Below are 13,283 nucleotides of genomic sequence, written 5' to 3' on the forward strand. Positions count from 1 at the left end.
GCGGCGACATAAAGCGATATGCATACCACTTCGTGTGAGCGCGCTCTCGTTCCCGCATGAGGACGTCGGGCATGACAAGCCTGAGGGCCGTGATATTATCGCGAAGACGATCTTCGAATGAATGGTGATTTCCGGTCACAGGTTCTCCTTTGGATACTTGGGTATCCATTGTGAAAGTTCGTTTTGTAGCGGCTATATTTCTTATAGCGCTGTGCTGTGTGAGATGACGCAAGTCGTGAGCGGGCGACTGTCAGCTAGCGGTGACGCAAGTCACAGCCTCCTCGCCTTACTTACTTTATAGCCAGAACCTCATGAGATGCAGGAGATTGCGCGCGGCGGCTGCGCTTTGACTCAGGGTTGATCACCTGGTGCGACCCGATAACTTTTCCGATAAGCACTCGCTCTGTAGACTGAAGCGCGTCTGTAAGCGCCTGCGGTGATTTCTGTGGGGAGGGAGGATCCGAGGTCGGATCTTGGTGGATACAAAAGCCATCCCCATGGAGCGCCTTGAAACCCTCTAGGACTTCGTGTCCTGGCGGCAGCACTGCGTCATGGAAGATGAACGGCAGAATCTCGCGGCGCAGGAGGGTCACGGCAAAAAGAAGGTTGCCCACAAAAGAGCGGTGCGCAAATCCACAACGTCCATAATGTATTGAAGGTAAAACACCTCATGGCACTGGTGGCTCTCGATGTCAGTATCTGTGGGCTTCAGTGCTGAGTGATAACACTCGGGGCGTCGTCTTGACGCGCTCATCGGCAACCGCTTGAATATGTTTTTAACGCTGCCCGGCAAGGCTTCCGCGATGACGACTGGACCGGAAGGCACTCCAACAGCTGTTCGCGCGCGGACGAATTTGATGTATTGAAGATCGCCCGATCCTTGAGGTCTGGGGCAGAGTTAATTTAGAAAATGCTTAAGTTTACACTTCGGGAAAAACAGCAATTCTGTCGAAAACAGTCAACCAAACGTAAACGTAGCGCAACCAAAAGTGCGATTTTGGCTGTCTAAAGGTCTGAAAAGTTGACATTTCGTCCGTCAAAACGCGCTCAATGTTGTCATTCGACCGCAATCAATGGAAGAATGTAAACTTAGTGCAACATACCTGAGCGTGTATATTGTGATTTTAGACCATCTAACCCAGGCGACCTACGAGATCGTCGGCGCTCAAATGAGTGTAGCGCTTCAGCATCCGCAGCTCCTTATGACCGGAAATGCTGCTCACCTCAATTACGTTGAGACCGCGCTCGAACAGACGGCTGACGCCTTCGTGGCGCAGATCGTGGAAGCGCAGCCCCTTTATGTCGGCACGTATCAGCAGACGGCGCCAGACCTGCTCCAGCGAACTAGCGCTAATGGGGAAAACCCTGAGCTGATCGCCGTCGGCGCGAGACTTCCATTCGGAGAGCGCGTCGAATGCTCGCTGTGACAGCGGCACCTGGCGTCCGTATCCATTTTTGGTCACGGCGAGCGTGATGACCCGCCGATTGTGAGAGATGTCAGACCACCGCATCCCCAGGATCTCGCCCCGGCGCATCCCTGTCTCGATGGCGAGGATCAGGAGCGCCTTGAAGAAAGATATCTTGCCACTGTCACATGCGTCCAACAGACACTGCTCTTCGTTGCCAGTCAGACGTCGGCTGCGCTCGTTACGGATCACAGGACGACGAACCAACTTCACGACGTTCTTTGCGAGCGGTAGCCCCCAATCGCGGATGGAGACCTCAAGGACGTGGCTTAGGATCGCTAGTTCGCGGACAGCGGTAGATGGAGCTACCGACTGAAGCCGCTCGTCACGAAAGGACGCAATGTCCTGCTGGCTCGGTCCGATCATCGTCCTGTATGCGAGTTCGTGGCGACGAAGCACGTCGATCCGCTGTATCTCTTGGACGGACCCGCGCTTCAGAGGCGAAACTTCGCGTTGGTAACGTTCGAGAAGCTGCCCGAGCGTCGTGCTTTCAAGGATTTTCGTGTCCGGGGCAGCGCCGAACCTATCGACCTGTGCTTCGAGATCGCGCGCCCACTTCTCGGCTTCGAGCTTCGTGTCGAAGGATTTGCATCTGGGCTTCAAGCCACGACGACGAACCTGTGCTTGCCAGCGTCCTCTGAGTTTTCTGATTGTCGCCATCGTGATCTCCAACGTTCATTGTCGATCATGCGTAGGATGCCCCGGAGAAGGAACCAAGGATTATCCGGGCGCAGCAATCACACGCATTAACTGCAATCAAAAATCATAGGCGATTTATGATTGAGCGCCTTGCACGCGCGACGTCAGTATAGTTTGATATGCATGGGTAAAGGGTATCGAGTATGCGTGGATTACTTCGCTTTGTTAGTGCCAGCGTTATTCTGGTGGCAACTTTTTCCGGAGCGTTTGCCGGAGAGAGAACATTCGGCCCTTTTGCTGTAAGTGACGCAAGTCCGGACGTGATTGCTTTGAATGGCGATATCGACGTCAACTCTGGTCTAAATTTTCGTCGCGCGCTTCAAGCAGCGCCAAATGCGAAGCTCGTCACCCTCAATAGTCACGGTGGTAATGTCCAGATGGGCTTGCTCATTGCAGACGATATCCATCAACGCAAGCTGGTGACCTACATTCCAAAAGAAAGCAAGTGCTTATCCGCCTGTGCGTTCGTCTTTCTCGCCGGTAATGAGCGGAAGGTCGATGGAGCCTTGGGTGTTCATCAGATTTCGTCCGACTCGCCGGACCTAGTGGGCGCACAACTCGCGATCTCGGACATCATCGACGTCCTCAATCGCTTTGGGACGCCGGTGGATGTGATGCACGTCATGTTTAAGACGCCCCCTGATGACATGCATATATTCAGCCAAGACGAGGTGGATAAATACAAGCTCAATCGAACGGCGCAGGAACAATTAACGACACCCACGACTATTGATGTTCCCGTCGCAGTCGCTGGCCAATATAGCGACCAGAAACCAAGTGATGCGAACCTTCTGGAAGATAGTCGCACGTTAACCCCTGCGCCAGACTCAAAACAGCAGGCAAAACTATCGACCCTCGACGAATTTACCAAGCGACCCAATCGCATTGCGATCTACACTGGGCTAGACCTATTTGGTGACGACATCTCATCGCAGCGTGTCGCCGACGCCAGCGAATGTGCTCAACGTTGCCTGACTATGAACGGCCAGTGCAAAGCTTTTACATACAATGCCAATCCCAAAATCAAGAGAGGCCCGAACTGCTTCCTGAAATCGAACGCAGGACGAGCCGATGGAAATAGCATTGCATTTTCGGGCCGCTTTCTGAGTGGAGCCGAAGCAGATCCATCTGCCATCACGCTTGGAACGATCGATCCGCAATCAGCGCTGTTTGATGACGTCGATTTACAGGGTGGCGATTTATCCCGACGTCCAGAACGTTCGGCGAAAACCCCTCTGGAATGTCGTCTGGCTTGCATTGACGAGAAGCAGTGCGTCGCCTTCACCTATATCAAGCCGAAAAAAGAATGCTGGCTGAAAGGCGCGGTTGGAACGCCCATGTCGGGCAAAGGGATGGTATCCGGATTGAAAAAGCTAGAACGGTTTGCACCCGCCAAGATCATAAGCTTGGACTGAGAGATGGAATATCTGATGCTGAAATACGTAGTATGCATGTTGACGTGTGCGGTCCTCCCTTCAGCCGCTTTTGCGCAGGAAGCCAAGGAGCACCTGCGCTTTAGTGTTGAAAAGCAACTTGATGGTTCGCTCAAGGTCGTGCCTGGCACAGAACCCACACCACCGATCCGATCCGAACAATCACCAGCGGATAAGCAGCAGACGCTGATGGCGGAGGCGCTGAATTTGAACCTGAACCGGCAGCAGTTACTTGAGCAACTCAAGGAACAGGAGTTTTGGGTTAAGTCTGAGCCAGGCGGGGCGATCTCTTCGGTCTACGTCGTTCCACGCGGCGTCAATCCTCCCGAGACTATGCTTGATAATGTTGGTGAGGGTGAGACAGTCTCGAAAATTAAGGGTGTCAGCGCACTTCAGGGTTACATGCCCAGCACCGAGAGCATGACCGAAGTGATGAGCGAGCTGATGACAAACGCGAAGATGGCTGTTTGTGGGATGCCCGCCCGTCCCAAAGAGTTTGGAACTGTAGTCGACGTCTCCGCTGGCTTCGGCGTTACTGGAAGGATCGAATTCAATGCCACCTGGGACACTGCTGATCTCTGTAAGCCCTAATGAACTGGACAGCTTTAAGTTTTAATGACGTGCAGAGATAATATCCAAGCGCTTGCAAAATTTCACTGAGCTTCCGGATCGTCGCCATGTGACCTCCAATCAGATATTGAAGATCACACGTGGGGCGCACCTGAGGGTGCGCTAAGCATTACCGCAATATATTGATATTTTAGCCGATTTTCTCAGCTTCGTTGTCAACAAGCATATCTATCGAACAGCTTCCGATGTCAGACCACCTGCTCCATTCCGAAAAACTATTGCCAAAGCTGGAAATTATACCTAAATCATCATAAACACTCTTCGCCAAATCATTATATTCGTTACTATTATTCGAATGCATTACCTCGTCACCTATGTATTGAAATACTTCAAATATATCACGTTTATATTTATCAAAATGCTGTTTCTGTATTAGGTGAGCATAACAAGTTAAGGCGGCCCCCCGGTTGATCTGCACGACCATCAGCGCAAGTGGCGAGCTTCCTTTGGAAATGGCATCTGCAGCCATACTGTAAAGAAACAGTCCTCTTTCAACGAAAGACTTTTCCCGCGTTACCTTGGCACAGATTGTGTAAAGGTTCGCCGTTTCCGCGAATACAAGACCTTGAATAACGTCAGACTCGTCTTTAAAATCAGGAGCCTCTGCAGCAGCGATAAGGTCTATACATGCCCTCTCTGCTCCATTTACGTCTCGCAGCACCGATACTTCGTCAAGGCTCGATAATGTTGCTACAGCGTTAGAAACAAGCTGCGCCCATGCTTTGGTAGGCTTTTTTTGCGCCAACCGAGCAAGTGCCATCCATGCTTTTTGTTGAACCAATGCAGGGTCTAAGTTTCTCGCTTGGCGCAATTTCCAGTCGATATCGGACTCAGGCGCCATAACGCCAGACAACCAAGCTTGAGCCCTGTGCTTACGATCACGAGCTTCTTCTATCTTCTCTATAATCGAATTCACACCTTGCGATCTAGCTATGCGTCGAAGATTCTCCCGGGCCCGATCGCGAAGGCTTGGAGCAACCTCGATCTCGTTGAGAGCGAGCTCAATAATCTCTTCCAAGTCACCATAACGTTCAGCTCTTTCAATCATCTTACCATACCCACCGTAGACGTGCCAAAAAGATCTATCTCAAGACGATCATCAACCGTTTTCACATTAGATCTAATGTGGCTGAGCAGCCGTTCAACAACCTGACGACACCTAAACCGGTCAAAAGTCAAATCGCTTACGGTCAACCCTGCGTCAGACGCTGCGTTGTCCAAGGCAGCAAGCACCGTTTCGCTGTCAAAATAAGACAAGCTTCCATTCCCGCGCATTGCAGCAAGCCTTCGCACCTCACCTATCCGACTCGCAACGGCATCATTGTTAGCGAAATCAGACCGAAGTATCTCCTCAAACTCCAAGTCAAATTCATCAATTCGGAGCATTCTAGCAAGCGCGCTGGCGCGCTTTAGGGCTTTTACGGGACGTTTATCTAGATATGACAAAGTATCTTTGACTAGAAACTTAACGTAATAAACGTATTCGTGGACATCTATAAGAGGCCACGCTTTCCAAGTTGATTCAGTCTCAAATAGAACGGCCTCCTGAAAACTAAAACTTGAATATGCCATAGGAGTTTTCATCGAATAATTTTCGGTGGCGCCCGCCACCCCGCATGGGAATATCATATTTGTAATAGGTATATATCCATAAGAAGAAGAATTTCCGATGAAATCTAATTTTGTTTGAATTGATTTAACTCGTTCCAGGAAAAGGTGATGTTCTGCTTCATATTTATTAACGTCATCGGGCCAAGGGCACAGTATGTTTACTCTTTCGGCTGGCACATGAGAAAAAATCATTGCCTGCACGTCGAGAGTGAATGATCGCTGCATGGTTAGAAGTCCCACATAACGAGCGGAAATTGCCTCAACATCGTCGAACACATACTCGGATAGGTCGATGTCGCCTATCTGCCCTACCCCACCTGCTCGAGCCGAAGTTCCAGATATGCACATGATGCTATCACTTCCGACACGCGCCTCGGAGGCGAAGTTGCAAAATTCAGACAAAAGATCTTCCGAGGGGCAGCTTTCGACCAAGGGCCATGGAACCGCCACAGTCCAGGCGCCGCAAGGCTTTACTAAATAGCCAACAGGAAGGCTGTCCGATACACGCATGCCATTAACCTCAGATGCAGCCAATTGGGCAACTGATTTCGTCTGCTCGGTCAGCACCGAAAGCGCTTCAATCCCTTCTGAAGATCTTAGGTCGATCTTATCTGCGAGAGTCAATTTCATCAAACGAAGGAGAACTGAAAGATAAACGCTAGTATTATGCAAAAAGACCACCCGATCCGCGATACACGTTTAAGGAGATTATGCTAAAGATACAAAACAACCATTAACATGCAAGCGCAGTTGGCTATCAGACGACCCTATGGGCCGCTCAGCTATCAGGAAATCGAAATCCAAGGGTAAGAACGTGCCGGGAGTGTGGCCCTTTGGTAGATAAAAGTGCACATGGATGCCGATACTAATCAGCTCAGATTTCATTTGCTAACGGAGAAACCTTGCCTACCCAAGGAAAATTATGGCGGAGAGGGTGGGATTCGAACCCACGATACCCTTGCAGGTATGCCGCATTTCGAGTGCGGTGCATTCGACCACTCTGCCACCTCTCCGCATGCGCGAACGCTTGCGTTGCGCGCTCCTCTTAAACATCAATGGCCGGGCTGACAAGCGGAATTTCGTGTTTATGTCACAAATTATTCGTCATAGAGAAGACTGGAGAAATGCTTCGGCTTTCGGCGGTTTTCACAGGCATTTTCAAGATGACACGCATCGACCTCCAGCCGTGCGCGTCACATTCGGCAATGGTGTCAGAGCAGTTGATAGCGCTGCAGGATTTTCACAATCTGGTCGTCCTGTTGCTGGTCCGGCAGCAGGGCCGGCTGACGGCTGGCGCCGACGGACGGGTCCTGCAGGTAGAGTGAGCGCTTGACCATGGCGGGCGCAAAACCCAGCGCATAGAGATCGGTGCGGAAGGCTGTGTAGATCGCCTGCTGGCGTTCGGCCTCTATGATATTGCCGGCGTTGAATGCGTTGAGAATGCCGGCAAGCACATCCGGCATTGCATTGCCAAGGCCGGAAATACAGCCTGCGGCACCGTTCTGTAACGACCACAAGACGAGGTGATCAGGGCCGGAATAGACCTCGAAACCGGGCATCTCCTTCGCCACCTGGAGATAGGCTTCAAGCGTCTGCTGCGCGCCACCGGAATCCTTGATGCCGGCGATATTGCCATGGGTTGCAAGTTTACGCGCGGTTTCCGGCTCTATGTGGTTCTGGGTGCGGGCGGGGATATCGTAGAGATAGGTCGGGGTCTCAACGGCATCGGCCACCGTCGAGAAATGGCGGATCAGGCCATCCTGCGTGCAGGCGATGAAGAAGGGCGTGATAACGGCGATACCATCGACGCCGATACGGTCGAAGGCTTTGGCAAGCTGTATGGTCTCGAATGTGGCGGGCATGCCGGCATTGACGATGACTTTGGCGCGGCCGGCCACTTCGTCCACCACCTCTTCGGTCAGGCGGATTTTTTCCTCATGGGTCAGCGAGGTGAAATCGCCGTTGGTGCCGGCGCACATGATGTTGTTGCCGGCCGCCACCTGGCGGCGCACCTGCGCGCGCGTGGCTTCGTAATTGATGGTTTCGTCTTCGTTGAAACAGGTGACGAGCGCGACGAAGGCTTGTTTGGTCATGAAAGAACTCCACTTGAATTTCCAACGGCATGGCCGGCATCGGCCGGGCTGCGCGCGGAATGCATATCGGGGTCGGGATCGAGGCTCGCCGAAAGCAGCGCGCGGGTATAGGCCTCACGTGGCGCTTCGAAAACCTGCCGGACGGTACCGAATTCCACCACCTCGCCGCGCTGCATGACCATGACGTGATCGGCGAAATCCCGAACCACCGGCAGGTCATGGGCGATGAAGATGAAGGAGAGGCCCATTTCGCGGCGCAGTTTATCGAGCAGCGCGATGACCTGCGCCTGCACTGACACATCGAGCGCCGAGACTGCCTCGTCACAGATGATGAGCTTCGGCTCCAGCGCCAAGGCGCGGGCAATGGCGATCCTTTGCCGCTGGCCGCCAGAGAACTGGTGCGGATAACGGCGCATATGTTCCGGAGACAGGCCGACCTGATGCAGCAGTTCCGCGGCGCGTTCGCGCCATCTTGTCCTGGGCAATATGTTCGGGTGGATGACCCAGGCTTCGGAGATGAGCTGAAATACCGTCATGCGTGGGTTGAGCGATTGGGTGGGATCCTGAAACACCATCTGCAGATCGCGCCTGAGCGCGAAGAGCTCCGCTGGCGAAAGCTGGAAGAGATCCTGCCCCTTCCACAGGGCGCTGCCGGCATCCGGCTCGTCGAGCCGCAGCAGAATGCGCGCCAGCGTTGACTTGCCGGAGCCGCTTTCGCCGACGACGGCAATGGTCTCGCCGGCCATCAGGTCGAAGGAAACACCCTTCAAGGCCTCGAAGGTGCCGTAGCGCTTGCGCACATCGCGCACACTGAGCAAGGGTTCACCCCCTGCTTTCGGTTCGTGCATTTCGCCCCGGCCGGGGGCGGCGCTGATGAGCTTGCGGGTATAGGGGTGTTGCGGATTGCGGTAAACTTCGCGAACGGTGCCGGCCTCCACCAGCACGCCCTTTTCCATCACCACCACCCGGTCGGCTATCTCGGCGACGACGCCGAGATCATGGGTGATGATGAGCACGGCCATGCCGGTTTCCCGCTGCAGCTCCTTGAGCAGGGAAAGCACCTCGGCCTGCACCGTCACGTCAAGCGCCGTGGTCGGTTCGTCAGCGATCAGCAGGTCGGGCCGCAGCGCCAGCGCCATTGCAATCATGACGCGCTGGCGTTGTCCGCCGGAAAATTCATGCGGATATTTCTTCAGGGCTCCATCAGGATCAGGAATGCCGACACGGGCGACAAGCCGCCTTGCCTCCGCCTCAGCTTCCGCCTTGCCCATGCCATGGGTGGTCATCGCCTCGCGGATCTGCCAGCCGACGGTATAGACGGGATTTAGGTGGCTGAGCGGATCCTGAAAGATCATGGCGATGCGCCGGCCGTTGACCTCGCGACGCGCTTCTGCCGGCATGGTCAGAAGGTCTTTGCCATGAAGCAATATCCGGCCGCTGCTGATATATCCGGGCGGCATGTCGATGAGGTTCATGATGGCCGAGGACGATACCGACTTGCCGGAACCGCTTTCGCCGAGGATAGCCAGCGTTTCGCCACGGTCGATATGGTAGGAGACATCCTTCACCGCATGGACGACACCGCTTGCGGTGTGGAACTCCACGGAAAGGTTGCGCACGTCGAGAAGGTGGTCAGCCATGCTTGCGGCCCTTCATTTCCAGCCGCCAGCGCTGCACGGGGTCAAGCGCGATGCGCAGCCAGTTGGACAGCAGGTTAAGCGACAGGGTGGTGAGAATGATGGCAAGCCCGGGCCAGAAGGACAGCCACCAGGCATTGGTGAGATATTGCCGCCCCTGCGAAATCATCAGGCCCCAGGTGATTTCCGGAGGCTGAATGCCGATGCCAAGGAAGGACAGCGCGCTTTCCGCCAGCATCACATAAGCGAAATCGAGCGTCGCAAGCGTCGTCAGCGTCGACAGCACCACGGGCAGGATGTGGCGAAACAGGATGCGTTTGCCGGATGCGCCCATGACGCGCGCCGCCTGCACGAACATGCGCTCGCGCACCTCCAGCACCTCCGCCCTGGTGGTGCGGATGTAAACGGGAGTGCGGGTGATCGCCAGAACCAGCATCAGGTTGAGGATGGAGGAACCGAGCAGATAAAGGACGATGACCGCGATCAGCAGCGACGGAAACGACATGATCACATCGGCAAGCCGCATGATGATCTGGCCGACGCGGTTGGAGGAAAACCCGGCGATAAGGCCGAGTACCGTGCCGGTGACTGCGGAGAGAAGCACGGCGCCGGCTGCAATCATCAGCGTGTTTTGCGTGGCGGCAACGATGCGCGCCAGAAGTGACCGGCCGAGCGCATCCGCTCCCAGCCAGAAGTACCATTCACGCTGCCAGTCGAATGGCGCGAGATTGCGTCCGCGCAGGTTCTGTTTGGTCGCGAGATCGCCAAGCCAGGCCGGGCCGACAAAGGCGAGTATGACGATGACGACGAGAAAGATCGCGGCACAGAGCGCGAATTTATCCGCCCACAACATGCGCAGCATGCGCATTGCGAAGGATGGCTCATCGATGATCTCGGTATCGGCGTTCAAAAGGCTCATGGCTAAATGTCCCCCTCAATGCCGGATACGCGGATCGAGCAGCGCATAGGCGATATCGATCAGGAGGTTCATCAGGAAGATCGCCAGCGCGGTGACGAGAATGGCGGCCAGAACGACATTAAAATCCCGCTGCAGAATGGAGTCGATCATCAGCTTGCCGACGCCCGGAAACCCGAAGATGGTTTCAACGATGACGGCGCCGTTAAGAAGGCTTGCGGCCTGATCACCGATGACGGTAATGACCGGCAGCATTGCGTTGCGCAGGGCATGGATGAAGATGATCGGCCCGGATTTCACGCCCTTGGCGCGCGCCGTTTTGACGTAAGCGGAAGATAAAGCGCCGATCATCGAGCCGCGCACCACCTGCACGATGATGCCGAAGGGGCGCACGAACAGCACCGAGATCGGCAAGATCCAGTGCAGCACCGAGCCCGTGCCTGATGTGGGCAGCCAGGCGAGATTGACGGAAAAGACGACGATCGCGACGATGGCCAGCCAGAAATCCGGAACCGAAGCGCCGATCAACGAAATGGTCGAGGCCATGCGATCGAAAAAGCCGCCGGAGCGGAAAGCCGCAAGCGAGCCGACGACGATGGCCGCGGTGGTGACCAGCGACATGGTGATGACTGCAAGCCAGAGCGTCCAGACGAAGGCCTCCAGCACCACATCCAGCGCCGGACGGGCTTTTCTGAGTGATTCACCCAGATCTCCCGTCATCACATCGCCCGCATAACGCAGGAACTGAACCATCAGCGGATCATTTAGCCCGTGCAGCGCACGAAACTGCTGCTTCAACTCCTCCGAAGCCTCCACCGGCAGAAACAGCGCGGCCGGGTCTCCCGTCAGGCGGGAGAGGAAGAAAACCATTACGATGAGGCCGATCAGGGAGATCAGGCTCGCAATGGATCGTTTTCGGATGAAGCTCAGCATGGTTGCCTCCGGGTTTCAACGCGGCGGCAAGGCTTTCGCCCTGCCGCCGCTCATTGGCTTATAAGATGCGGGCTTTACTTGATGCCGATTTCCGAAAGCTGCAGCATCGAGTTGGTGGCGATGGTGGGCTTGAAGTCCAGACGTTCGGAAACGCGGGAGAAACCGACCATGTGGAACAGCAGCACATCCGCCACGACATCATCATGCAGGTAGGCGATGAGTTCTGACCAGAGCTTGGCGCGCTCGTCACCGACGGCTGCGGAAGCACGTTCGATCAGGTCATCCACCTTGGGGTCCGAGAAGCCGGACTGCGTGCCCTTGGTGGCATATTTGAAGAACATGGTGAAGGACGGATCGCCCTTGGAGTTGTCGTGCATGGCAGCGACGATCTGCGGTCCACGACCTTCCTTGAAGGGCTTGGAATAATAGCTCTCGTGTTCGGCCACTTCCACGAATTTCAGGTCGATCTTGAAGCCGACGTCCTGCAATTGCTGCTGGATCGCCTCCATGATTTCGGTGACATTCGGGAAATTCGCCGTGCGCGCGATGATGGTGATCGGCGTATCCACCTTCACGCCGGCAGCCTTGGCTTCCTCGAGCAGCTTCTTTGCGCCATCCGGATCGTAAGGGAAAACCTTGACGTCGGGGTTCCAGCCAAGCGTGGTCGGCGGAACGAGCGCGGTCGCCAGCACCGCACCTTCGGGAACCAGCGTGCCGAGGAAGGCCTGCCGGTCGATGGCGAGGTTGAGCGCGCGGCGCACCCGCACATCGTTCAGCGGCGCGATGTTGTGGTCGAGGCGCATATAGACCGTCTCACTATCGAGATAGGAAAAATCGGTCTTCGGATTGGTCGCGTCGAGCTGGGAAATGGAGGGCGAAAGATCAGCCTCCCCGGTCTGCACCATGGCGGCTCGAACCGAGGGATCGGCACGGAAAAGATAGGTCGCTTCCGTCACCTGCGGCTTCTTGCCCCAATAATCGTCACGGGCAGTCAGAACGATCTGCTGGCCTGGTGTCCAGTTGGTCAGCTTGTAAGGTCCGGTGCCAACAGGCTCGCGGATGAATTCCATCTTGGTTTCTTCGGGAACGATAGTGAGCAGTGACATCAGCAACGGCAGAATTGGCTGGGCCGGGTCGGTCTTGAAGTCGATTGTGTGATCGTCAACAATCGAAGGCGTCACCGTCATCCCACCAAAATAACGGCGGGATTCACAGGCGTTCTTGTCGCTCATGATGCGTTCGAAGCTGTGCTTCACGTCCTTGGCGTCGAAGGTGGTGCCATCGGAAAACTTCACGCCTTCACGCAGATGGAAGCGCCAGCTGCCATCGGCATTCTGCTCCCATTTCTCGGCAAGCCGCGGCTGAACGCCGTTCTTGCCGCGCACATCAAGCTCGGTCAGCGTTTCGCTGACATTTTCCATGATGATGCGGCCGATATTGGAGCGGGTCGCCATGCAGGGCTCCAGCAGATCAGCCTCTTCCGCCAGCACGATCTTGATCGGCCCCGAGGCCGCAAGCGCCGGCGAAACCGCGGCGCTGAGGGAACCCAAGACAAGGGCGCCCACAATCAATGACTTCTTCATTCCGTTCTCCTCCCAGATCAGAAATTCAGCAACATGGCGGCGTGCCGCAAGGGGTTTTAAAAAAAGCCCCGCCTCCTGCATCGAGGAGCATGGCGTGCGGATGATTGTCTCCTCCACCCGTGAACAGAGCATCGATGCTATCACATTTTTTGTCAATTTATTTTTCGTAAGCATTTTTTACCAGCGCCAAAATAGCAATTTTTATTGTTTTAAAACAAATAATTAAATTGAAAAATCAAAAAATCTAATGTTCGATTTGTATCTAAATAAACTTGACAACTT

Annotated in this window: 10 protein-coding genes and 1 tRNA gene; 2 read left to right on the forward strand and 9 right to left on the reverse strand. The window is 54.8% G+C overall.

Annotated features, from left to right (window positions below):
- Positions 1-1,133: 1,133 nt before the first annotated feature.
- Positions 1,134-2,126: a site-specific integrase gene (locus PL640_RS11305; RefSeq protein ID WP_271361940.1), complete on the reverse strand. Its 993-nt coding sequence runs from the start codon at positions 2,124-2,126 to the stop codon at positions 1,134-1,136.
- Positions 2,127-2,308: 182 nt separating this feature from the next.
- On the opposite strand from PL640_RS11305, the gene PL640_RS11310 reads away from it, so the two are divergent.
- Both PL640_RS11310 and PL640_RS11315 read left to right on the forward strand, forming a co-directional pair.
- On the forward strand, positions 2,309-3,580 hold the full coding sequence (locus tag PL640_RS11310) for a PAN domain-containing protein (protein ID WP_271361942.1): 1,272 nt from the start codon (positions 2,309-2,311) through the stop codon (positions 3,578-3,580).
- A gap of 3 nt (positions 3,581-3,583) precedes the next feature.
- The gene (locus PL640_RS11315) at positions 3,584-4,189 is read left to right on the forward strand and encodes a hypothetical protein (protein ID WP_271361943.1); all 606 of its coding nucleotides are present in this window, start codon (positions 3,584-3,586) and stop codon (positions 4,187-4,189) included.
- Positions 4,190-4,358: 169 nt separating this feature from the next.
- Here PL640_RS11315 and PL640_RS11320 read toward each other — a convergent pair whose 3' ends face one another.
- From PL640_RS11320 to PL640_RS11355, 8 genes are all read right to left on the reverse strand, one after another.
- On the reverse strand, positions 4,359-5,276 hold the full coding sequence (locus PL640_RS11320) for a hypothetical protein (protein ID WP_271361944.1): 918 nt from the start codon (positions 5,274-5,276) through the stop codon (positions 4,359-4,361).
- Complete coding sequence (locus tag PL640_RS11325; RefSeq protein ID WP_271361945.1) at positions 5,273-6,511, reverse strand: hypothetical protein; 1,239 nt, start codon at positions 6,509-6,511, stop codon at positions 5,273-5,275. Before PL640_RS11325 ends, PL640_RS11320 begins: the two co-directional genes overlap by 4 nt.
- A gap of 251 nt (positions 6,512-6,762) precedes the next feature.
- Positions 6,763-6,852: transfer RNA gene (locus PL640_RS11330), tRNA-Ser, on the reverse strand.
- Between the two features lie 198 nt (positions 6,853-7,050).
- On the reverse strand, positions 7,051-7,932 hold the full coding sequence (locus PL640_RS11335; protein ID WP_271361947.1) for a dihydrodipicolinate synthase family protein: 882 nt from the start codon (positions 7,930-7,932) through the stop codon (positions 7,051-7,053).
- On the reverse strand, positions 7,929-9,572 hold the full coding sequence (locus PL640_RS11340) for an ABC transporter ATP-binding protein (RefSeq protein WP_271361949.1): 1,644 nt from the start codon (positions 9,570-9,572) through the stop codon (positions 7,929-7,931). Before PL640_RS11340 ends, PL640_RS11335 begins: the two co-directional genes overlap by 4 nt.
- Positions 9,565-10,488, reverse strand: a complete 924-nt coding sequence (locus PL640_RS11345; RefSeq protein WP_271361950.1) for an ABC transporter permease — start codon at positions 10,486-10,488, stop codon at positions 9,565-9,567. Before PL640_RS11345 ends, PL640_RS11340 begins: the two co-directional genes overlap by 8 nt.
- A gap of 15 nt (positions 10,489-10,503) precedes the next feature.
- Positions 10,504-11,418, reverse strand: coding sequence for an ABC transporter permease (locus PL640_RS11350; protein ID WP_271361951.1), 915 nt, complete (start codon positions 11,416-11,418; stop codon positions 10,504-10,506).
- Between the two features lie 74 nt (positions 11,419-11,492).
- The gene (locus PL640_RS11355; protein ID WP_271361953.1) at positions 11,493-13,001 is read right to left on the reverse strand and encodes an ABC transporter substrate-binding protein; all 1,509 of its coding nucleotides are present in this window, start codon (positions 12,999-13,001) and stop codon (positions 11,493-11,495) included.
- Positions 13,002-13,283 lie beyond the last annotated feature (282 nt).

Origin of the sequence: Agrobacterium sp. ST15.16.024 (assembly GCF_027956545.1) — a bacterium.
In the GTDB taxonomy this organism is placed as follows: domain Bacteria; phylum Pseudomonadota; class Alphaproteobacteria; order Rhizobiales; family Rhizobiaceae; genus Agrobacterium; species Agrobacterium cucumeris.

What these genes read in the sequence shown, in the direction of transcription:
- PL640_RS11305 (WP_271361940.1), bottom strand. Translation starts at nt 2,126, where the DNA reads ATGGCGACAATCAGAAAACTCAGAGGACGCTGGCAAGCACAGGTTCGT.
- PL640_RS11310 (WP_271361942.1), top strand. Translation starts at nt 2,309, where the DNA reads ATGCGTGGATTACTTCGCTTTGTTAGTGCCAGCGTTATTCTGGTGGCA.
- PL640_RS11315 (WP_271361943.1), top strand. Translation starts at nt 3,584, where the DNA reads ATGGAATATCTGATGCTGAAATACGTAGTATGCATGTTGACGTGTGCG.
- PL640_RS11320 (WP_271361944.1), bottom strand. Translation starts at nt 5,276, where the DNA reads ATGATTGAAAGAGCTGAACGTTATGGTGACTTGGAAGAGATTATTGAG.
- PL640_RS11335 (WP_271361947.1), bottom strand. Translation starts at nt 7,932, where the DNA reads ATGACCAAACAAGCCTTCGTCGCGCTCGTCACCTGTTTCAACGAAGAC.
- PL640_RS11340 (WP_271361949.1), bottom strand. Translation starts at nt 9,572, where the DNA reads ATGGCTGACCACCTTCTCGACGTGCGCAACCTTTCCGTGGAGTTCCAC.
- PL640_RS11345 (WP_271361950.1), bottom strand. Translation starts at nt 10,488, where the DNA reads ATGAGCCTTTTGAACGCCGATACCGAGATCATCGATGAGCCATCCTTC.
- PL640_RS11350 (WP_271361951.1), bottom strand. Translation starts at nt 11,418, where the DNA reads ATGCTGAGCTTCATCCGAAAACGATCCATTGCGAGCCTGATCTCCCTG.
- PL640_RS11355 (WP_271361953.1), bottom strand. Translation starts at nt 13,001, where the DNA reads ATGAAGAAGTCATTGATTGTGGGCGCCCTTGTCTTGGGTTCCCTCAGC.